Source organism: Cytobacillus firmus (assembly GCF_023715565.1).
Lineage (GTDB): Bacteria > Bacillota > Bacilli > Bacillales > Cytobacillaceae > Cytobacillus > Cytobacillus firmus_C.
Genome location: NZ_JAMBOJ010000068.1, coordinates 1 through 21181, shown reverse-complemented (window position 1 = coordinate 21181; position 21181 = coordinate 1). Strand labels below are relative to the sequence as shown.

General features: G+C 42.5%; 21 protein-coding genes and 1 other annotated feature. Of the genes, 14 read left to right on the top strand and 7 right to left on the bottom strand.

Features of this window, described 5'->3' with window-relative positions:
• Window positions 1-32: 32 nt before the first annotated feature.
• Both M3205_RS21315 and M3205_RS21310 read right to left on the bottom strand, forming a co-directional pair.
• Window positions 33-881 carry a C39 family peptidase gene (locus M3205_RS21315; RefSeq protein ID WP_251171721.1) on the bottom strand — a complete coding sequence of 283 codons (849 nt, stop codon included), beginning with the start codon at window positions 879-881 and terminating at the stop codon, window positions 33-35.
• A gap of 74 nt (window positions 882-955) precedes the next feature.
• Entirely contained in the window at window positions 956-1477 is a 522-nt protein-coding gene (locus tag M3205_RS21310) for a gamma carbonic anhydrase (RefSeq protein WP_251171720.1), read from the bottom strand.
• A 172-nt stretch (window positions 1478-1649) separates the two neighbouring features.
• Between M3205_RS21310 and M3205_RS21305 the strand changes: the two genes are divergently transcribed.
• Together M3205_RS21305 and M3205_RS21300 are read left to right on the top strand one after the other, a co-directional pair.
• On the top strand, window positions 1650-2453 hold the full coding sequence (locus M3205_RS21305; protein WP_251171719.1) for an alpha/beta hydrolase: 804 nt from the start codon (window positions 1650-1652) through the stop codon (window positions 2451-2453).
• A gap of 51 nt (window positions 2454-2504) precedes the next feature.
• Window positions 2505-3599, top strand: coding sequence for a tetraprenyl-beta-curcumene synthase family protein (locus tag M3205_RS21300; RefSeq protein WP_251171718.1), 1095 nt, complete (start codon window positions 2505-2507; stop codon window positions 3597-3599).
• A gap of 38 nt (window positions 3600-3637) precedes the next feature.
• On the opposite strand, the gene mnmM is transcribed toward M3205_RS21300, so the two are convergent.
• Both mnmM and mnmL read right to left on the bottom strand, forming a co-directional pair.
• A complete protein-coding gene (gene mnmM / locus M3205_RS21295) occupies window positions 3638-4210 on the bottom strand; it encodes a tRNA 5-(aminomethyl)-2-thiouridylate-methyltransferase MnmM (protein ID WP_251171717.1) in 573 nt (190 codons plus the stop codon).
• Entirely contained in the window at window positions 4207-5175 is a 969-nt protein-coding gene (gene mnmL, locus M3205_RS21290) for a tRNA modification radical SAM protein MnmL/YtqA (protein ID WP_251171716.1), read from the bottom strand. Before mnmL ends, mnmM begins: the two co-directional genes overlap by 4 nt.
• Window positions 5176-5378: 203 nt before the next feature.
• Here mnmL and M3205_RS21285 point away from each other — a divergent pair, with 203 nt between their 5' ends.
• The 3 genes from M3205_RS21285 (at window position 5379) to M3205_RS21275 (ending at window position 7227) form a co-directional block, all read left to right on the top strand.
• Entirely contained in the window at window positions 5379-5642 is a 264-nt protein-coding gene (locus tag M3205_RS21285) for a YtzC family protein (RefSeq protein ID WP_048007820.1), read from the top strand.
• A gap of 17 nt (window positions 5643-5659) precedes the next feature.
• Window positions 5660-5839, top strand: coding sequence for a glycogen biosynthesis protein GlgD (locus tag M3205_RS21280; RefSeq protein WP_251171726.1), 180 nt, complete (start codon window positions 5660-5662; stop codon window positions 5837-5839).
• A gap of 206 nt (window positions 5840-6045) precedes the next feature.
• A complete protein-coding gene (locus M3205_RS21275) occupies window positions 6046-7227 on the top strand; it encodes an MDR family MFS transporter (protein WP_251171715.1) in 1182 nt (393 codons plus the stop codon).
• Window positions 7228-7291: 64 nt separating this feature from the next.
• Here the strand turns inward: M3205_RS21275 and M3205_RS21270 are convergent, their stop codons facing one another.
• Window positions 7292-7651: a hypothetical protein gene (locus M3205_RS21270; RefSeq protein WP_251171714.1), complete on the bottom strand. Its 360-nt coding sequence runs from the start codon at window positions 7649-7651 to the stop codon at window positions 7292-7294.
• Between the two features lie 135 nt (window positions 7652-7786).
• Between M3205_RS21270 and M3205_RS21265 the strand changes: the two genes are divergently transcribed.
• From M3205_RS21265 to M3205_RS21235, 7 genes are all read left to right on the top strand, one after another.
• On the top strand, window positions 7787-9148 hold the full coding sequence (locus M3205_RS21265) for a sigma-54 interaction domain-containing protein (RefSeq protein WP_251171713.1): 1362 nt from the start codon (window positions 7787-7789) through the stop codon (window positions 9146-9148).
• A 327-nt stretch (window positions 9149-9475) separates the two neighbouring features.
• Complete coding sequence (locus M3205_RS21260) at window positions 9476-10795, top strand: GntP family permease (protein ID WP_251171712.1); 1320 nt, start codon at window positions 9476-9478, stop codon at window positions 10793-10795.
• Window positions 10796-10852: 57 nt separating this feature from the next.
• Entirely contained in the window at window positions 10853-11629 is a 777-nt protein-coding gene (locus tag M3205_RS21255) for a 3-hydroxybutyrate dehydrogenase (protein ID WP_251171711.1), read from the top strand.
• Window positions 11630-11734: 105 nt separating this feature from the next.
• Window positions 11735-12277 (top strand): CBO0543 family protein, encoded by a 543-nt coding sequence (locus tag M3205_RS21250; protein WP_251171710.1) that lies wholly within the window; start codon window positions 11735-11737, stop codon window positions 12275-12277.
• A gap of 151 nt (window positions 12278-12428) precedes the next feature.
• Window positions 12429-12652 (top strand) — a binding site (T-box leader).
• Between the two features lie 332 nt (window positions 12653-12984).
• Entirely contained in the window at window positions 12985-15402 is a 2418-nt protein-coding gene (leuS, locus tag M3205_RS21245) for a leucine--tRNA ligase (protein WP_251171709.1), read from the top strand.
• A gap of 163 nt (window positions 15403-15565) precedes the next feature.
• Entirely contained in the window at window positions 15566-15871 is a 306-nt protein-coding gene (locus M3205_RS21240; RefSeq protein WP_251171725.1) for a rhodanese-like domain-containing protein, read from the top strand.
• A gap of 101 nt (window positions 15872-15972) precedes the next feature.
• The gene (locus tag M3205_RS21235) at window positions 15973-16155 is read left to right on the top strand and encodes a sporulation protein Cse60 (protein ID WP_009333366.1); all 183 of its coding nucleotides are present in this window, start codon (window positions 15973-15975) and stop codon (window positions 16153-16155) included.
• Window positions 16156-16184: 29 nt separating this feature from the next.
• On the opposite strand, the gene M3205_RS21230 is transcribed toward M3205_RS21235, so the two are convergent.
• Window positions 16185-17453, bottom strand: a complete 1269-nt coding sequence (locus M3205_RS21230; RefSeq protein ID WP_251171708.1) for a BaiN/RdsA family NAD(P)/FAD-dependent oxidoreductase — start codon at window positions 17451-17453, stop codon at window positions 16185-16187.
• Window positions 17454-17684: 231 nt separating this feature from the next.
• On the opposite strand from M3205_RS21230, the gene M3205_RS21225 reads away from it, so the two are divergent.
• Window positions 17685-19301: a putative polysaccharide biosynthesis protein gene (locus M3205_RS21225; protein ID WP_251171707.1), complete on the top strand. Its 1617-nt coding sequence runs from the start codon at window positions 17685-17687 to the stop codon at window positions 19299-19301.
• A 289-nt stretch (window positions 19302-19590) separates the two neighbouring features.
• Window positions 19591-20310, top strand: coding sequence for a pseudouridine synthase (locus M3205_RS21220; protein ID WP_251171706.1), 720 nt, complete (start codon window positions 19591-19593; stop codon window positions 20308-20310).
• 64 nt (window positions 20311-20374) lie between these two features.
• Here the strand turns inward: M3205_RS21220 and M3205_RS21215 are convergent, their stop codons facing one another.
• On the bottom strand, window positions 20375-20596 hold the full coding sequence (locus M3205_RS21215) for a DeoR family transcriptional regulator (RefSeq protein WP_026041817.1): 222 nt from the start codon (window positions 20594-20596) through the stop codon (window positions 20375-20377).
• Between the last annotated feature and the right edge of the window lie 585 nt (window positions 20597-21181).

Genomic DNA, 21181 nt, shown 5'->3' with positions numbered 1-21181 from the left:
GTCCATCAGGGATATCCTGGTGGACGCTTTACTTATCGAATATAGGTAATAGCCTGTTTGCCCATCTGCACCCATGCATTTTCAAAAGCGTTTATGGGTGCTTTTTTGTTTTTCTCACCTGTGAGTGGGTCGTTGAAGTACATGAATTCCTGATCATAGCCTGTTAGCAGGACAGAATGCTCTTTATAGGTGATCTGAATTTTTCCGCTCGGAGTATGCCAGGTTTGAAAAAAGTCCTCAGAAAGCTGTTTATAGGCTGTGTTGATAATGATCCATACAGGTCTGCCATCTGACAAATGAATCTTTAAGTCTTCAAAATCGGATCCGGTAAGGTCTTCAATGGAGCCGGGCATGTACTTTTCCGCAAGCTCTTGAATGGGTTTATGATAAACACCAAGCCCGGGATTATCAAAGGAATACATATCGCCTATGAAGCCTTCATTCGGATGTCCGAAATAGATTTTTCCGTCTTCTACACGGTAAGGCTCAGGACTTTTCTTTATTTCTTTAGCCAGTGTCAGTTTATCTGCCTGGATCCCCGCGTGATAGAGGAGCATGGATAAGCTCGTGACTTCGCATCCTCTGGGGAGCTCTGGAAACTGATTGATTGCGGGCGCATCTATAATTGTTTTTTTCTTGATCTTAATAACTGACGTGCTGTTTCCAAGGAAAGCAGTGGCTTTTTCAGCTGGTTCAGACAGCCATGATTTTATTGTGTTTACGGCTGATGGAGGACTACTTCCTGCAAGGTTGTCATAAACAAATGCTGCAGAAACAAGGATAAAGATAAGTAAAAACAGAGGTGCTGTTTTTACTATGTTTTTTCTGAATATCACTATTAATAATAAGAATAGAACAATTGCTCCGATATAGGTCTTCAATTTCCTTCACCCGCCAATAACTGTTGCCATATAGTTAATATCGGCCAAATTCCCATTCTATTAAGGCTGAAGAGTTATTTTGGCTTTTTCTGCAAAGACTTATAGTACTTGCCTTTTTCAGCGTATTCCCTGCTAATCCGTTCCATATCATTAATATCTTCCGGTGTCAGCTCACGGATCACTTTTGCTGGCCTGCCGAATGCAAGCGTATTGGGCGGAATTTTTTTTCCCTGAGGAACAAGGCTGCCTGCACCAATAAATGCTCCCTCCCCGATTTCTGCCTGATCTAAGATAATTGAGCCCATCCCAATTAGAGCTTTTCTGCGGATAATACAGCTATGAAGGATTACCTGATGGCCTACTGTTACCTCGTCTTCCAATATCAGCGGGTTATTCGGGCTCTGATGCAGGACAGAATTATCCTGGATATTTACCTTCCTGCCGATGACAGTCGGTGCTACATCCCCGCGTATGACGGAGTTGAACCAGACACTGGAATCCTCCCCAATTTCAACATCTCCGGTAATGGTAGTGAAATCTGCAATAAATGCGGATTCTGCAATTTTAGGTTCTTTATCTTTATATGGATAGATCATGTGAAAAACACTCCTGTATTAGTTGAATTATTATGATTTTATCATATGAGGCATGATAAACGTTATTTTGGTAAAAGAGTTTTTTTAAGGGGCAGATTCATGAACAATTTTTGCATCTAGGCTATAATATATTTACATAAGATCGTACGTAAAAAGGCTGGGAGGATTGACGATGTGGAAGTGGGAAACTGAAGGAGAGGCAAAAGGCGTTATTGTCATAGTTCATGGGGCAATGGAGCATCACCGCCGTTATGGCTGGATGATTGAAATGTGGCGCTTGGCCGGTTTCCATGTCATTATGGGAGATCTTCCCGGCCAGGGAATGACTACAAGATCCAGAAGGGGCCATATTGATTCCTTTGATGAATATATCATTGAAGTTAAAGATTGGGTACAGGCTGCCTATGAATTTGAATTGCCGGTTTTTCTTTTGGGACATAGCATGGGCGGACTGATTGCCATCCGTCTGCTGCAGGAAGAAAGAATGAATCTCGCAGGAGTGATTTTATCATCCCCCTGTTTAGGTTTAGTTCAGCAGCCTTCGAAATTACTGAACTTCTTATCGCTTGGACTCAATTCAGTTATGCCCGGACTGAAAATGGATGCAGGATTGTCAGTGGACATGGCGACGCGTAATCAGGATGTACTTGATGCTGATTTAAATGATTCACTGTATGTGACAAAGGTTTCGGTCAGATGGTACAGGGAACTTGTTTATGCCATGAAACTGGCCTTTGAGAATCTTGATAATATCCAGGATGTACCCCTTCTCGTAGTTCAGGGCGGGGATGATAAAATCGTGAATAAAACAACTGTCAGAGAATGGTTTAACCTTGCGCCTTTCTCTGAGAAAAGGTTCAAAGAATGGCCAAAGTGCTACCATGAAGTCTTTAATGAACCTGAACGTGAAGAGGTATTTGAATATGCGAAGGATTTCGTGAACAGCCAATTAAAGGCGCTGGGTTATGTGGTTTAATGATTTCCTTAAAATATTCTCAGACCTGATTAAAAGGAGGTATCTGCTGTCATGAGTGTCCCTTCCATGCCAATTAACTTGATGTCACATGTCTATCGGAAGGTTCTTCCTGCTGTCCATAAGGAGCTTGCATACTGGAGGAGCCGGGCGGATGCAATTCCCGATCCGGAGTTAAGAAAGCAGGCTCTTGCCAGCATTGAACATAAAACCTTTCACTGTGAAGGCGGAGCTATTATGTCATTGATGGCAATGGAAAAATACGAACAAGCGATAAAGTTCATTGTCGCTTATCAGACTATCAGTGATTACTTGGACAACCTTTGCGACCGGAGCACCTCGCTTGATCCTGGAGATTTTGCCGCACTTCATGAGTCAATGAAGGATGCACTGGATATTGACGCAGAAGGGAAAAATTATTACCGTCTTAGAAGTGAGCAGGATGATGGAAACTACCTTGCAGATTTAGCATCGACCTGCAGGGAAGTGCTGTCGAGCCTTGTTCAATATCCCCATATAAAAAGACATTTACTTGAATTATGCCGTTACTATTGTGATCTGCAAATACATAAGCATGTTGCAGTCGAAGAACGAGTACCCCGGCTGCAAAACTGGTTCGACCAATATCGTTCAGACATACCCGAAATGGAATGGTATGAGTTTTCTGCCTGCTCGGGATCAACACTCGGTATTTTTTGCCTTGTTTCCTATGCACTAAGAGATGATTTTAAAGCAGAGGATGCGGTAAATATAAGAAATGGCTATTTTCCTTACATCCAGGGCCTTCACATTCTGCTTGATTATCTGATTGATCAGGAAGAGGACAAAGCCGGGGGAGACTTGAATTTCTGCTTTTATTATGAAAGCGAAGAGAGATTGTTTTCGAGACTGAAGCACTTTGTTGCTGAGGCTGATAAGCATACAGAAAAGCTGCCTCATAGGCATTTCCATAAACTGATTAATCGCGGATTGCTGGGGGTATATCTCTCCGATGATAAGGTCCGGAAGCAGCGGAATGTCAGAAGATTAGCCAGAAACATGATCAGGACAGGCGGAATGGTGAGCTATTTCTTTTATGTAAATGGAAGAGCTTACAGGACGGTACAGAAGATGCTGCCTTCCGGATTTGCAAAAGTCTTTGTGAAATAAGTAAAAGCCTGCAATTTTTTTGCAGGCTTTTACTTATATTATCGTTTTTCAATTGCAACGATAAACGGCGGGTTATTTTTTTGATTAATAAACTGATACTGCAGAACATGGACGAGGCTTTGGTCAAGCTGTTTGACATATCGGAGCAGGTAATCGCGCTCTACAGCACCTTCTATATGGCCGTGATAAATCACCAAAAGAATAATCCCTTCCGGAGCCATCAATGCCAGGAGCTGATCTATGGCAGAAATGGTTGTCTGCGGACGGGTGACAATATCTTTATCGCCGCCGGGCAAGTAGCCTAAATTAAATACGGCCGCTGTTATTTTTCCATGGTGGACCGGCGGTACATTCTCAAGAATGTGTTCATGACCTGTATTGAAAAGGGTAGCCCTGTCTGATAGTTCGTGATCAGTCAGGCGTGTTTTTGTGCTCAGGACAGCCTCTTCCTGAATATCAAATCCATAAACTCTGCCGTTAGGTCCCACCAGATCTGCTAGAAATACGGTATCATGTCCGTTGCCCAGAGTGGCATCAATAACGATATCTCCAGGTGATACTGCTTTCTCAAGGAGCTTTTTTGCATATGGTAAGATTCTTTCAAGCTTCATGACAATGCCTCCACTTGGATTGGATTGTAAAATTTACCTTGCCAGCTGTTTCTTCGCTTTAATTCTGCATCAATGCCATTAAGGACTTCCCATTTATTAACACTCCACATTGGTCCGATCATCAAGTCGATTGGCCCATCACCGGTGATGCGGTGTACAATCATTTCCGGGGGTAAAATTTCCAGCTGGTCACATACTAAATTTATATATTCATCAAGAGACAGAAACTCAAGCATGCCCTTTTCAAATTGTTTCACCATCGGGGTTCCCTTTAATAAATGAAGGAGATGGATTTTAATTCCCTGTACATCCAGCTTCGCAACTTCCCGGGCGGTTTCCATCATCATTTCCGGTGTTTCAAGCGGAAGCCCATTAATGATGTGGGAACAGATGCGGATTCCATGTTTCCGGAGCTTGTTTACTCCCTCCACATAGCACTGATAATCATGTGCGCGGTTAATTAAGAGGGCAGTTCTTTCATGAACAGTCTGCAGGCCAAGCTCTACCCAGAGATAGGTCCGTTTGTTAAGCTCTGCCAGATACTCAACTACTTCATCAGGGAGGCAGTCAGGGCGGGTTGCAATAGACAGCCCGACAACCCCTTCCTGCTCAAGCACCCGCTCATACATATCCCGAAGCACTTCAACAGGGGCATGTGTATTTGTAAAAGCCTGAAAATAGGCCATATATTTACCGTCTTTCCATTTATGATGCATTTTTATTTTGATTGCATTAAACTGTGTGTCCAAATCATCAGTGCGATTCCCGGCAAAGTCCCCGGAACCTGCGGCGCTGCAGAACGTACATCCTCCGTGTGCGACCGTGCCATCACGGTTTGGGCAATCAAAGCCGCCATCAAGTGCCACTTTGAAAACCTTATGCCCAAATTCACTGCGTAAGTGATAATTCCATGTATGGTACCGCTTATTGTCGGATGCATATGGAAAAGGATTCACTTTTTCCACAATCATCCCTCCTTAATCAAAGAAATAACCTATATGATGAAAATCATTATGAATGCTTTCATAAAATTAATCTTATCATGACGCAAAACCTTATAAAAGGGGAATTGGCAGGAAATACAGTGGTAAGGATTACGGAGAATGAACAAACTAATTTATGAAGCATGCAAGCTTCTAGACCCATTCTTCAAGGAGGGGAAGATACCATGGCAACCCGTGAATCAATGGATACACTTCTTCAGCAATGTGAGGATGCAATCCGTTTTGCACAGGAGCAGTTTGAATCTGGAAGAACACAGGAGCATTATAATGATTTTGAATACTCCAATGCGCTTCAGTCTTTGGAAGCTGCCTATAATGATATAACCCAGATGGCCCATAGCGCCAACTCACAGCAGCGGGAACAGCTTCACCGGATGAGGCTCCAGCTGCAGCAGCTCCAAAATCAGATGATAATTCTTCCTCATTAAGGAGTGATTCATAGATGGTGAAAAAGCGTTCAAAACAAAACAATCCTGAACAAAAGACCCGCAATGGCGTTAATAGCCAGGATGTTGAATTAGGACGGGATTACGATCCGGTAAAGCAGTCGAAAAAGAAATATGAAAAATCAGGCGGTCAGCCTGTTAAATCAAAATTCCATCCTGAACCGGAACAATCTTCATAAATAATTGTGGCAAGGCCCCGATCCACCAAGGATCGGGGCTTTACTTTTTAGGTGGAAAAAATGAAGTATTCTGTCTATTAAAATCGATTAAAAACCTATTGCAAGGACAGAGAAAACCGAATAAAATTATTTTGGATTTCGAAATAGTGTCCGGGTGATAATGTACCGGCTAAATATAAATTATACGAAAAAAGGGGCGTTATCTTATGCCGCGGACCTTATGGCTTTTAATTATTGGGATGGCAGTGAATGTAACCGGATCTTCTTTTTTGTGGCCTCTTAATACCATCTACATTCATGACCATTTAGGGAAATCTTTATCGGTAGCGGGCCTGGTTCTAATGGTGAACGCAGCGGCCAGTGTCGCAGGGAATTTAATTGGGGGAAGCCTTTATGATAAAATAGGCGGCTATCGTTCGATTCTACTTGGAATTATCATTACGGTAATGGCACTCTTCGGCTTGACCATTTGGCATGGCTGGCCTGCATATGTGGTCTTTCTCACCATTGTCGGATTTGGATCAGGGATTGTTTTTCCTTCTATGTTTGCGATGTCGGGATCAGTCTGGAAAGAAGGGGGACGCAAAGCTTTCAATGCCATTTATGTAGCCCAGAATGCCGGTGTTGCCATAGGTGCGGCTCTAGGGGGTCTTGTGGCATCATACTCTTTTCAGCTGATTTTTCTGGCCAATACGGTCATGTATATCATTTTTTTATTGATTGCCGTTTTTGGCTACCGGGGAATAAACACAGTTTCCGGTCAGCAGACGTCCATTCTTCAGGAAAATGGCATGGTTAAAAATCATACCAAGCTCTATGCGCTGCTCATCTTATGTGCGGGCTATTTATTGTGCTGGGTTGGATATGTCCAATGGCAATCGACTATTGCCGCTTATACACAGGAGCTGAACATTTCTTTAAAGCAATACAGTTTACTGTGGACTATTAATGGAGCCCTGATTGTTTTGGGGCAACCGGTTATCAGTGTAATAGTAAAATGGTTTAAAACATTAAAGGTTCAGATGGTAGCGGGTATGGTTATATTTATAGGCTCGTTTGCTGTTGCCGCGACCGCAGAACAGTTCTCCGCATTTGTCACTAGCATGGTTATTCTGACAGTAGGTGAAATGCTGATATGGCCGGCTGTTCCGACCATTGCCAACCAGCTTGCACCTAAAGGGAGGGAAGGGTTTTATCAGGGAATCGTAAATAGCACAGCTACAGGCGGAAGGATGATCGGCCCATTACTGGGGGGAATCCTGGTTGATCTTTATGGAATTTCCATGCTGTTTGCTGTATTAATGGTTCTATTTGTTTTTGCCATTCTGACGACTCTTGTATATGACCGGAAATTAAAGGAGTCAAAAGAATTGGCGCATGCATCATAAGTATAAGCAAAAGAAGGAAGCCTGCAGTTTTGAGCTGCAGGTTTTATTGTTTTAAGTAATACATTTAACCTGCGCCTTCAAGAGAGTTCTCTTTTTGGTTAGCGCAAAATACAACCTCATTGAAGAAGCTTTTCAGAATCAGCCATCTCGCTGGATAAGAATTAATAAAGTCTTCAAAGACCTCTTCAGAATAAAGAAGCAGGATATCCAGCTCTGCTTTCTTTTTCTTCAAATCATACAATAGGGCATGTGGAATGGTGTAGTAGTCGTTCAGCTGCCATTGGTTTAGCTTTACTGTATAAATATTATGTTTCTCAATAAAGGATTCCAGTGCCTGTTTTTGCAGCTGAATACATTCTTCTTTGGACTTGTTTAGAGACTGCCAGTGAGGATTGATCAGATATATGCCTTTCAGCTGAAACACCTCCCATGTCTTTAGCGTACTAATGGTATGGACAGTAAAAGCAAATAGAATACCTATTGAAATGAATTTGTTGTCAGAAAAATATGATAAAATGAAGTTTATACTATTAGAATGTCCTAAATGAGGGGATCAAAAATGAAAAGTGCATTATTTGATTTGCCTGTTCAAATGGTTGAAACCATTGTAGAAAACGCCTTTGGATGGCTTGTCGTTGTAAATAAAGAAGGAACCATCATTTACATTAATAAAAATTATTGTGATTTTCTTGAGGTGGAGAGGGAACAGGTTCTGGGGAAGCATGTATCCGAGGTTATTGAAAATTCAAGAATGCATATAGTGGCAGAATCAGGCAAGGAAGAAATTGCGGACCTGCAATTCATAAGAGGCAACTATATGATAGCGAACCGTATTCCCATTTTTTCTGATGGCGAGGTAATTGGTGCATTCGGGACGGTTTTCTTTAGAGATACAAAGGAATGGATGCAGATGAACAGCCATGTAAAGAGCATGCTGACAAAAATTCAGAGCTATATCCAGGGAATTGATCCAAGTGTAAAATACAGCCTCGATGATATATTGGGGAGCTCAAGCCAGATTCACAGTCTGAAAGAAAAGGTGAAAATGGTGGCAGCCAGTGATATTTCTGTTTTAATCCGCGGGGAAAGCGGGACTGGGAAAGAATTGTTTGCCCACAGCATTCATCAGTTAAGCAACAGAAGTCATCAGCCATTTGTAAAAATTAACTGCGGGGCCATTCCTGAACATCTGCTGGAGTCTGAACTGTTTGGCTATGAAGAGGGAGCTTTTACAGGAGCGAAAAAGGGCGGAAAAAAGGGGAAATTTCAGCTCGCCGATGGAGGGACCCTGTTTTTGGATGAAATCGGAGATATGCCTCTTAATATGCAGGTGAAGCTATTGCGTGCCCTGCAGGAAGGTGAGATTGAAAGTGTTGGATCAACTTCTCCGGTTAAAGTGGATGTCCGGATTATTGCCGCAACTAACAGACCGCTCGAAAAAATGATGGAGGAAAAGCGTTTTAGGGAGGATCTATTTTATCGGATTAATGTTGTGCCGTTCATGGTTCCATCTTTACGCGACAGGATGGAGGACTTACCGCTTCTGATCGACAGCTTTATCAAGAAAATAACGAAGAAATCTGGAAAAAGAATAAGTGCAATTGAAGAAGAAGTCTTAGAAAAGTTTCATCAATACAGCTGGCCGGGAAATATCAGAGAGCTTGAAAATGTAATCGAGGCATCCATTCACTTAACAAGCAATGAAACCATTAACACAGAAGCGTTGCCGGATTATATGAAAGAGACTGCTGTATATCCAGTTGGAAAAAAGACTCTTAAGGATATTCTGGAAGAAACAGAGAAACGGATTCTGTCACAAAGCTTGAGTAAATATAATAATGATCGAATAGTAGCAGCAAACGCTCTTGGCATCAGTAAATCGTCCATGTACGAAAAGTTAAAGAAATATGGGATTGTATAGGTGTTAAAAGTCCAGAATTCCGGAATATATTCCGGAATTCTGGACTTTTTGATTCTAAGAATCTTTAATGCGGATAACCCTCTGTTAGACGGAATATCAGAAAAATATTCTATGAAATTCGAGGACTTGCTCCCTGTCCGTTCCAGATTTCCGGAAAAATAATTCATTAAATGTTCACCAGTCCCTTCACCAAGAAGTCTCATATGTTGGCACATTTCTTGCAATAACAAGTTACAAGAAGTTATTCCTCTATTTTTTTGAAAGCGTTTTCGGAAAGGGGGTATGACTAGTTTATTTTCTTATATTTTATAAAAAGGGGGAAACGAAATGCTAAGTATGATTGGGTTAATAGGTGGGCTTGCCCTGCTGATATACCTTACCATGCGGGGAATGAATCTGCTGGTGGTCGGACCGTTATCTGCGCTGTTTGTAGCTCTTTTTAGCGGTATGCCTTTATTTCCGCAGCTGGCAGGTGAAGGAGAGGCCAACTTGGTCGGGAACTATATGTCCGGCTTTTCGGGGTTTGTTACATCATGGTATCTGATGTTTCTATTGGGTGCAATTTTTGGAAAGGTAATGGAGGATAGCGGTGCAGCTGACAGTGTATCCAAAATGGTCGTGGATAAGCTGGGAATGAAATATGCCGTTCTTGCCATAGTCGCGTCCTGTGCCATTTTAACTTATGGCGGAGTCAGTTTATTCGTCGTCGCCTTCTCAGTATATCCAATGGCGTTAAGTTTATTTAAGCAGGCAAATCTGCCGAGAAGATTTATCCCTGCAGCACTGGCTTTTGGATCTGTAACATTTACGATGACTTCTGCCGGTTCACCTGAAATTCAAAACTGGATTCCGATTGAATTTCTAGGAACAACTCCATATGCGGGCTGGAAAGTCAGCTTAATTGTGGCAGTGTTCATGATGATCTTCGGCTACTGGTGGCTGAAGCGTATGATTACCAAAGCTGTAAACAAAGGAGAAACGTTTGAATCCCGCACGCAGGATCCTGTAACAGAACATAAGGATTTACCGCATCCAATTATGGGTGTTGTACCACTAGTTGTGGTTTTAATTATTTCCTTCGTTTTTCATAATTCACTTGCACAATCTGCACTTATTCTTGCCTTGCTGGGTGGAGTTATTGCCACATATCTATTAAACCGAAAGTATTTCACTAATTTCTGGAATGCTGTGTCTGATGGAACATTGGGTGCATTGATTGCTATAGGTAATACGGCTGCTGTCGTTGGGTTTGGCGGCGTAGCAAAAGCAGTGCCTGCATTTGCTACGGCCGTTGATTGGATGACGAGCATTCCAGGCAGTCCGCTGATAGGCGGCGCCATAGCCGTAAGTGTGATCGCAGGGATGACTGGGTCAGCTTCAGGCGGCCAGGCAATCGCACTGCCAATTTTGGCCCCTCATTATATGGACATGGGCGTAAATGCTGAAGCCCTGCACAGAACGGTTGCCATTTCTTCCGGAGCCTTGGACTCACTGCCGCATAATGGGTATGTTGTTACCACTGTACGGGCAATCTGCGGTGAAACTCACCAGGCAGCATATGGAGCAGTGGCTGCTGTTACGGTAATTGTCCCGCTTATCGGAGTTGCAATTGCGATTATCATGTTCTCACTTGGGTTGGGAATCTAATTTCGGCAGGGGCTCTTAAACTTGAGCCCCGGCTTTGTTTTTGAAAGGAGCTTTTTCATGGTACAAAATAAAGTCGTTTTTATCACTGGTGCAGCGCAGGGAATCGGGTATGAGATTGGTAAGAGATTTGCTGAACACGGCGCGAGAATTGTTCTGACAGATATTCAGGAGGATGCCGTGATAAAGGCTGCAGAAAACCTGCAAAATGAAGGTTATGAAGCACTTGGTCTAAAATGTGATGTGACATCAGAGTCCGATATACAGTCGGCCATCATTGAAACTGTCAGCCGATTCGGGGCTTTGGATGTGTTGATCAATAATGCAGGGCTGCAGCATGTGTCCTTAATAGAAGATTTTTCCACTGAAAAGTTTGAATTTATGATCAAAGTAATGCTGACTGCTCCATTCGTGGCCATAAAGCATGCACTGCCTATTATGAAAAAACAAAAATCAGGCCGGATACTGAACATGGCTTCCATTAACGGGCTTGTGGGGTTTGCTGGCAAGGCAGCATATAATAGTGCAAAGCATGGTGTTATAGGATTGACTAAAGTCGCGGCACTGGAGGCTGCTGAACATGGCATTACGGTTAATGCCATGTGTCCGGGCTACGTAGACACACCGCTCGTTAGAAACCAGCTGAATGACCTGGCTAAAACAAGAAATGTACCTATCGAAAAAGCATTGGAGGAAGTCATTTATCCTTTAGTCCCGCAAAAAAGGCTTCTGAAGGTGGAAGAGATTGCAGATTATGCAATTTTTTTGGCTGGTGATGCAGCTAAAGGAATTACGGGCCAGGCGGCAGTTATTGATGGAGGCTATACAGTACAATAAAAATGTGCACTTTTTGGAGAGGGTTGAGAAAAGCCCTCTTTTTCTCTTGTCCAGCGATGCGAATAAAACCTCTGAAACTATGGGTATATTGTTGATACTGAATTGATGGCAGATCATTGGTGGATATATTGTGTATTTATTGCTGGTTGTACTCGTCTATATTTTTTTGCAAGGAAATTTGTTGATTGGAAAAGATGGAAAGAATACTATCCAACTTTCCAATTTTATATCATTGCCAACTTTCTATATAATTTTGTATTTTACAATCATACCCTATGGGCCTATAGAGCAGTTACGCTGGATTGGCTTAATCACACGTTTATTGAAATCACCTTCACTTTGTTGATTATTCCGGTCGTCGTCATGATTTACCTTCGCTATTTTCCGGAAAAAAATCTAAAGAAAAAGATTTTTTATACTGGCGTGTGGATCGTTTATTTCTCAGTGCTTGAGTATTTGTTTTCTAAAAAGGGATTGTTTGTTTATGATAATGGGTGGGATTTCTGGTGGTCTGTGCTGTTTAATCTCATCATGTTCATCATTCTGCGAATACATTATAAATGGCCGGGAATCGCTATGGTGGTGTCGCTGCCCATCATTGCAATTCTATTAAGGCTCTTTCATCCGCATCTGATTGATTTGAAATAATGGATTGAATACTTCGTGAACTTTGTCCTGAAGAACTGAAACAAGGGGCACAATTTTAAAAGCCTTGCATATTCTAAATATAAAATTCCTGTCAGGATAAGCCTACTTGCATCCTGGCGGGAAATTTATTACAATAGTCATATTCTTATACTAAAATGCTTAGATAAGGAGCAGTAGTGGTGCAACGCCCGTTTTAAGAGAGTTGACGGCAGGTGCAAGTCAGCCGGGCACATCATGAACTCGCCTTTGAGCAGCAAGTGTGAAATACCAGTAATACTTGCCGTTTTCCGCGTTAAGGATGAATGAAGCGAGTGACATGTTCACTAATGTGGGTGGTACCGCGGGAGATTTATACATAATCCTCTCGTCCCTTTTGGGATGAGAGGTTTTTTTATTTTATTATGCTGTCTTATAAGGTCTGTTTCTTACAGACTAAGTTTAACTTTCTGAGTTGATTGGAGCGGAGGGCACTTGATCCTCGAAAAAGCTGACGCATTTTCTTCGTGCGGTGCTCATTCTTGGAGGATTATTCAATGTCCTGCGGGAATTGAGGGAAGTGAGAGACCCCGCAGGCGAAGCCGAGGAGGCTCTCATCTCTCCCCGCGGAAAGCAAGTGTCCGCAGCGGAAATCAACGGGCACTATTCATAAGTAAAACAACGATTTATAAGAGAGCGTGATTTACTTTCATTAATAGGAGGAAACAAAAATGAGTTTCAATCACCAGGAGATTGAGAAAAAGTGGCAAGGTCACTGGGAAGAAAATAAAACATTCAAAACAACTGAAGATAAAGGCAAGCGCAAATTTTATGCGCTTGATATGTTTCCATATCCTTCAGGCGCTGGCCTTCACGTTGGCCATCCGGAAGGATACACGGCAACAGATATCCTTTCCCGCATGAAGCGCATGCAGGGCTATAATGTCCTTCACCCAATGGGCTGGGATGCATTTGGTTTGCCTGCCGAGCAATATGCACTTGATACAGGAAATGACCCGGCAGAATTCACAGAACAGAATATCAACACCTTCCGCCGCCAGATCAAGGCGTTAGGGTTCTCCTATGACTGGGATCGTGAAGTAAACACAACTGACCCGGAATACTACAAATGGACTCAGTGGATCTTCTTAAAGCTTTATGAAAAAGGTCTGGCTTATATCGATGAAGTAGCTGTTAACTGGTGTCCTGCACTTGGAACAGTGCTTGCAAATGAAGAGGTTATAGACGGAAAAAGCGAGCGCGGCGGCCATCCGGTAGAACGCCGCCCAATGAGACAGTGGATGTTGAAAATTACGGCGTATGCGGATCGCCTTCTTGAAGATCTAGATTTATTGGATTGGCCAGAGAGCCTGAAGGATATGCAGCGCAACTGGATCGGCCGCTCTGAAGGAGCTGAAGTTACATTCAATATTGATGGGCATGATGGCACATTTACCGTTTTTACAACACGCCCTGACACATTATTTGGTGCAACATATGCTGTGCTTGCTCCGGAGCACGCACTTGTTGATAAGATTACAACTGAAGGTCAGCAAGAAGCCGTTCGTAATTACATTGATAAAGTAAAGAGCAAGAGCGATCTTGAGCGGACAGACCTTGCTAAAGAAAAAACGGGTGTCTTCACTGGTGCGTATGCGATTAACCCGGCCAACGGCGAAAAAATGCCAATCTGGATTGCAGATTATGTTTTAGTCAGCTATGGAACAGGTGCCATCATGGCGGTTCCGGCTCATGACGAGCGCGACTATGAGTTCGCCAAGCAATTTGAACTGCCTATTAAAGAAGTTGTTGCCGGCGGAGATGTTAATAAAGAAGCATACACTGGCGACGGTGAGCATGTGAACTCAGGCTTCCTTGATGGATTAAACAAAGAAGAAGCAATCGAGAAAATGATTGCATGGCTTGAAGAGAAAGGCATTGGCACTAAGAAGGTTACTTACCGCCTTCGTGACTGGTTATTCAGTCGCCAACGCTATTGGGGCGAGCCGATTCCAGTCATTCACTGGGAAGATGGCACAATGACTGCCGTGCCGGAAGATCAGCTTCCTTTAGTGCTTCCAAAAACAACGGAGATCAAGCCATCAGGCACTGGGGAGTCACCATTAGCGAACATCGATGACTGGGTTAATGTTGTGGATCCTGAAACTGGCAAAAAAGGCCGAAGGGAAACGAACACAATGCCGCAATGGGCAGGCAGCTGCTGGTACTACCTTCGCTATATTGATCCGAAAAATAGTGAAGCTCTTGCAGACCCCGAAAAATTAAAAGAATGGCTTCCGGTTGATATATATATCGGAGGAGCAGAACATGCGGTTCTTCACCTTTTATATGCCCGCTTCTGGCACAAGGTCCTTTACGATGTTGGAGTTGTCCATACGAAGGAACCGTTCCAAAAGCTATTCAACCAGGGTATGATTCTAGGTGAAAACAATGAAAAAATGAGTAAATCAAAAGGCAATGTCGTTAATCCGGATGAAATCGTGGAGAGTCATGGTGCAGATACTCTTCGTCTATACGAAATGTTCATGGGACCGCTTGAAGCTTCCATTGCCTGGTCTACAAATGGATTGGATGGCTCAAGAAGATTCCTTGACCGCATCTGGCGATTGTTTGTGGAAGAGAATGGTGAATTGAGCCCGAGAATTCAGGATATTGAAGAAGGCAGCAATCTTGAAAAGGTTTACCACCAAACGGTGAAAAAAGTAACTGAGGACTACGAAGGACTTCGTTTTAACACAGCTATTTCTCAAATGATGGTATTCATCAACGAAGCATATAAAGCTGAGGTGCTTCCTAAAACTTTTGTAGAAGGTTTTGTTAAAATGCTTTCACCAATCGCCCCTCATATTACAGAAGAGCTTTGGTCGAAACTGGGCCATGGTGAATCCATTGCTTACGAAGCCTGGCCGGCATTTGATGAAGCCAAAATGGTGGATGACGAGGTCGAAATCGTAATTCAAATCAACGGCAAAGTCAAAGCGAAACTAATGGTTCCCGCCGATGCCAAAAAAGACCTATTGGAGCAGATAGCAATGGGTGATGAAAAAGTAAAAGAGCAAATTGACGGAAAAACTGTCCGTAAAGTAATCGCAGTTCCGGGCAAGCTTGTAAATATCGTTGCAAATTAAGTTATATGAGATGAAACCGCCTCTATTTGATCAGGGGTGGTTTTTTGTATTGATAAAGAAACTTCTCATTTTTTTTTTTCGTGCCATATAGGGTATTATAGGAGTGGCAGCATTAGTAAATGAAAAGTGCTATTTAAAAAGAATTCCGGAAAGGGTGTTAGGGTTGGACCGTATTGAAGAGATTACCACGGATGAATTGCAAAAAAAGCTGGAGGCTGGAGAGAAGCTCGAGCTTGTAGATGTTAGAGAAGATGAAGAGGTTGCAGCTGGAATGATTCCCGGAGCCAGACATATCCGCATGGGCACGATCCCCGAGAATCTGGATAAATTTGATAAAGACACTGAGTACATCATTATCTGTCGCTCTGGCGGCCGCAGCGGAAATGTTTGTCATTACTTGCAGGAACAAGGATATAAGGTTCGCAATATGGCTGGCGGCATGCTGGAATGGCAGGGGAAAACAGAATAAATTACAAACGGGGCCAATTAGGCTTCGTTTTTTTAGTTTTTTATTTTAAAAATTCCGAAAATTGTCCAAACTAGTAAAAAATACTAGGAGGGAACAACTCTATGATTAAGGTAAAGTTATTCGATCATGAGCATGAAAAAGACCTGGAAAAGGATATGAATCATTTTCTGGAGAAAATTGAGGAAAAAAAACTTCTGGATATTAAGTATAATGTGGCCGCAGTGCAGGAGGATGAGGACGAACAGATTTATTGTTTCTCTGCCATGGTAATATATAGAGCCTGATGTCTCTAATGCATCAGGCTCTATTTTTATTACACGGTATGTGCAAAGGCAGCTGCGTTTAATCCGGCTAACCGGCCAGTAACAAGTGCAGATGTGATATTGTAACCGCCTGTGTAGCCATGGATGTCCAATATTTCTCCGCAGAAGAAAAGGCCATCCATCATTTTTGATGCCATTGTCTGCGGTTCAATTTCTTTGACGGAAACTCCTCCACCGGTAACAAAGGCTTTATCGAGAGGCAAAGTGCCGTTTACTTTAAACTGAAAAGATTTGCAGCTCTTAACAAAGCTTCTGATTTTTTCATTGGAAATTGTCGCCCCTTGTGCAGATGGATCAATTCCGTTTAGCTCAAGAAGAAACAGCAGGTACCTTTCCGGAAGCAGCCCTTTTAAGAGGTTTTTAATGATTTTCTTCGGTTCTTCTTTAATCTTTTTGGACACTTCCTGAAAAAGAGGTTCTTCCTTTGTATCCGGGAGTGCATCCAGGCTCATGGTTACTTCTTTCAAATTCCATTTCTTCATCGCTTTCACCGCATACTGGCTGCAGCGCAAGACTGCCGGGCCGCTTATGCCGAGATGGGTGAAGATCATATCCATCCGATGGGTGATGAGCGCTTTTCCTTTAGGGTTTAACACACTAAGTGCGACACTCCGGAGCGACAAGCCCTGCAGCACTTTTTCTTTAATAAAGCTTTCTGAAGAAGTAAGCGGTACTTCAGTTGGAAAAAGCTCAGTAATTGTATGACCTGCTTTTTCTGCCCATGCATAGCCGTCACCGGTTGAGCCGGTGTGAGGAACTGACTTTCCTCCGACAGCTATTACAACAGAGTCTGCTTCATGAACATCGCCTGTTTTTAATTCTACCGATTTCACCCTGCCATTTTCATAGTGAACATCCAGGATCGGGCTGTCTGTTTTGATATCGACCTTCAGTTCCCTCAGCCTTGAAATTAAGGCATCCACAACCGATTGCGCTTTGTCGGTAACGGGAAACATCCGTCCGTGATCTTCCTCTTTCAGCTTAATTCCCAAATTCTCAAAGAAGCGGATAATATCTTCATTGCTGAAAATCGAAAATGCACTGTACAAAAATCTCCCATTGCCGGGAATATGCTTAATGATTTCATCTACGGGAAGTCGATTTGTGACATTGCAGCGGCCACCGCCGGAAATGGCAAGCTTCCTGCCAAGCTTGTTTCCTTTGTCAATCAGCAGAACCTTTGCCTTTTTTTCCGCAGCACCGATTGCTGCCATCAATCCTGAAGGACCTCCGCCTATAACTATTACATCATATTTCATGGTTTCACCAACTTATCTAAATTCGCTAAGTACACAATAGATTCATTATAAATCAAATATCCTATTTCTAAAAATAATCCCACAATATACGGTATTGCAAGTGGAATTTCCCCGTCAAGAAGAGTACACTACAAATAGTGTGTCAAAAAAGATAGAAAAATGACGAACACAGCTCGGCATTCATATATACTGTTCAAGATTAATGCGCAGTTTTTTTAAGGAAGGGATTATATGTCATCTAAGCTTTTAAAGGGAACCTTCATCCTTACGCTTGGCACCATTATCTCGAAGGTTCTTGGTTTGTTTTATGTTATTCCTTTTTATCAAATAGTCGGGAAGGAAGGGACAGCCCTATATTCCTTTTCGTATACACCTTATACAATCTTTATTAGTATCGCAACTGCAGGGGTTCCGCTGGCAGTTTCAAAGTTTATCTCTAAGTATAATGCGATAGAGGAGTATGCGGTCGGCAGAAAACTGTTCAAGTCAGGTTTAGTGATCATGACTGCAAGCGGAGTCATCTCATTCCTGATTCTGTTCTTACTTGCTCCGGCTGTTGCTGAAATAACCCTGGCAGGGAAAGATGTGGAGGTAAGTGTAGAAGATGTCACAACTGTAATAAGAGCGGTATCATTTGCCCTGATTATTATTCCCTTCATGAGTCTGATAAGAGGATTTTTCCAGGGACATCAGTCTATGGGGCCAACTGCAGTTTCACAGGTGGTGGAGCAGATTGTCCGCATCCTGTTTGTGCTTGCAGGTGCATATGTGGTCTTAAATGTGATGGAAGGCTCGCTCACTGCAGCAATCAGTGTCGCCACTTTCGCAGCTTTTATTGGCGGACTTGGAAGCCTCGGGGTGTTATTCTGGTATTGGTATAAACGCAAGCCGTATTTGGATAAAATGCTTGAAGAAGATAAAGGAACGGTGGACATCTCTCTTAAGGAGATATATAAAGAAATCATTCTTTATGCTGCACCTTTTGTGTTTGTAGGTCTTGCTAATCCGCTCTTTCAGTTTATTGATCAGATTACTTTTACCAGGGCGATGTATGCTATTGGCGAAGCAGGAAATGCTGTAGCAGCATTTTCTGTCCTGAACTTTGAGACCCATAAACTGGTCATCATTCCAGTCTCACTTGCCACAGCCTTCTCGCTGACGCTTGTGCCGAGTGTGACGAAAGCATTTATGGAAGAAGATCGGGCAGACTTAAATCGCCAGCTGAACCAGACGTTCCAGGTGCTTTTATTTCTGACTCTTCCTGCCGTGGCAGGATTGTCTCTGCTTGCAGAGCCCGTTTTTACCCTATTCTATGAGCATAAAGAGTTGGGTACTGAAGTATTGAGAACTTATGCACCGGTGGCGATTCTCTTTGCTTACTTTTCGGTAACGGCAGCTATTCTTCAGGGAATCAATGAACAGCGGTTCACAATTTTAAGCCTGCTGACAGGCCTGCTTGTAAAGCTGACATTGAATATTCCGCTCATAAAGCTGTTCGAAACACAGGGAGCCGTATTTGCAACCGCACTTGGCTATATTGCGGCGATCTTAATTAACCTGTATGTAATAAAGACATATGCAAAATATCCATTCAAACTTGTCTTAAGACGAGGTGCACTGATTGTATTATTTACTGCATGCATGTACATTGCTGCAGGGATTGTTTATAAAATCATAACTGTCTTTTTATCCCCAGCATCCAATGTCCAGGCAATAATTATTGTCATCATCTGCGCAGCAGCAGGGGCCGTAGTCTATTTCTACCTGAGCTTCCGAACAAAATTAATCTATCTGCTGTTCGGTTCAAGGGTCGATAGAATGCTGAAGAAATTAAGACTGAAAGCATAAATAATAAAAAGGTCTCCATGATGGGGACCTTTTTAAAGGGATCTTTAGGATTGGGTTTTAGTTACCTATATACAAAGCACTGAGTTGATTGGAGCGGAGGGTACTTGACTCCAGCGGGAGTAGCGGGACAGGTGAGACCCCGCAGGCGCGAAGCGAAGAGGAGGCTCACCGCCTGCCCCGCGGAAAGCAAGTGCCCGCAGCGGAAATCAACGGGCAGAATAATAAGGTATTTTATTATCGCGACTTTAAACGAAACCAGGGTGAATTTGGATTAATAAGGAGGGTCATTATGAGAATAGACAAAATGCTCGCCAATCTCGGCTACGGCAGCCGCAAGGATGTTAAAAAGCTATTAAAAGATGGTGCAGTAACCGTTAATGATGAGAAAGTAAAGGATCCAAAACACCATGTGGATCCTGAACAGGATACCGTTGTCATCAACGGTGAAAAAGTTGAATACAAGGAATTCATTTATTTAATGATGAACAAACCGCCAGGCGTCGTTTCGGCAACAGAGGACTCACAATTTGAGACTGTGGTGGACCTGCTTGAAATGGAAGACCTAGTGTTTTCTCCTTTTCCGGTAGGGCGTCTTGATAAGGATACAGAAGGGCTTTTGCTGCTGACGAATGATGGCCAGTTGTCCCATCGCCTGCTTTCACCCAAAAAACATGTCCCCAAAACCTATTTTGCAGTTATAGACAGTGAAGTTACTGCAGAGGATATAGAAGCATTTCAAAAAGGGGTAATATTGGATGATGGCTATGAAACCAAGCCGGGAACATTAAAAATTCTTAAGTCCGGCATCACCTCTGATATAGAATTAACAATAACAGAGGGCAAGTTCCATCAAGTGAAAAGGATGTTCGAAGCGGTGGGAAAGAAAGTTATTTACTTAAAGAGACTTTCCATGGGCCCGCTCGAGCTGGATGAAACATTGGAATTGGGAGAATATCGGGAATTGACGGAAGAAGAACTTGATAAGCTGATGAATTATGAAGTGGGATAGGACAGAAAAATCGCCCTGACAGCAGGGCGATTTTTTATTTATTTTGCTGGATTTGCTTTGAGTATTAAGATGACATCTTTACTTTCTTTTGAGTAATAGTCCATTTGCCTCTGCTCGGACTCTTAACCAAATCATTGTAGGCGAGGACATTTAAATCTCTTTGAATGGTGCGAGGAGTGATCCCAAATTCCTCTACTAGCTCCTGAGTTGTTACAGTTCCGCGCTTACTTATAAACATGTAGACGGATTTTACACGGTTTAACATCCGGTTAGTCGAAGGTTTCAAAAAAACCACTCCCTATCCTTTTTTCAAACCCCATGGCAATTTTCTGCAACCGACAGCTACATTGAAGGTCAACCTTCAATCGTATGTAGTTTTCTTTTCCCCAGACAACCCCTTTATATTCGGTTTTAGTCAAGATGTCATACCTCTGACTATATTGTAACGTTATTATCTGATTATTTCTACTTTAAGGCGAAAATTTTATAAAATATTTATAATGGTGCTTCTTTTTATTCTTTACTTTCCCCCCTTTTTTAATGTATGTTTAATTCCCTAAATTTCTTTAATTAAACTTCGATGCGAAAAAGCAATATTACTATATCTTATGGCAGAAGAGGCTTGTAATATGTACAGAAAATTCTAAAATATAATTTCCTTATACTCTAAAATATGTACTTTGAGTAGGCTGTCTTCGCAAAGTTTGTTGCTATTTATATTATATTTACTGAGTTGATTGGAGCGGAAGGTGCGAGATCCTCGAAAATGCATTCGCATTCTCTTCGTGCGGTGTTTACTCAACGTAGCCTATTCAACGTCCTACGGGAGTAGCGGGACAGGTGAGACCCCACAGACGCGTAGCGTCAAGGA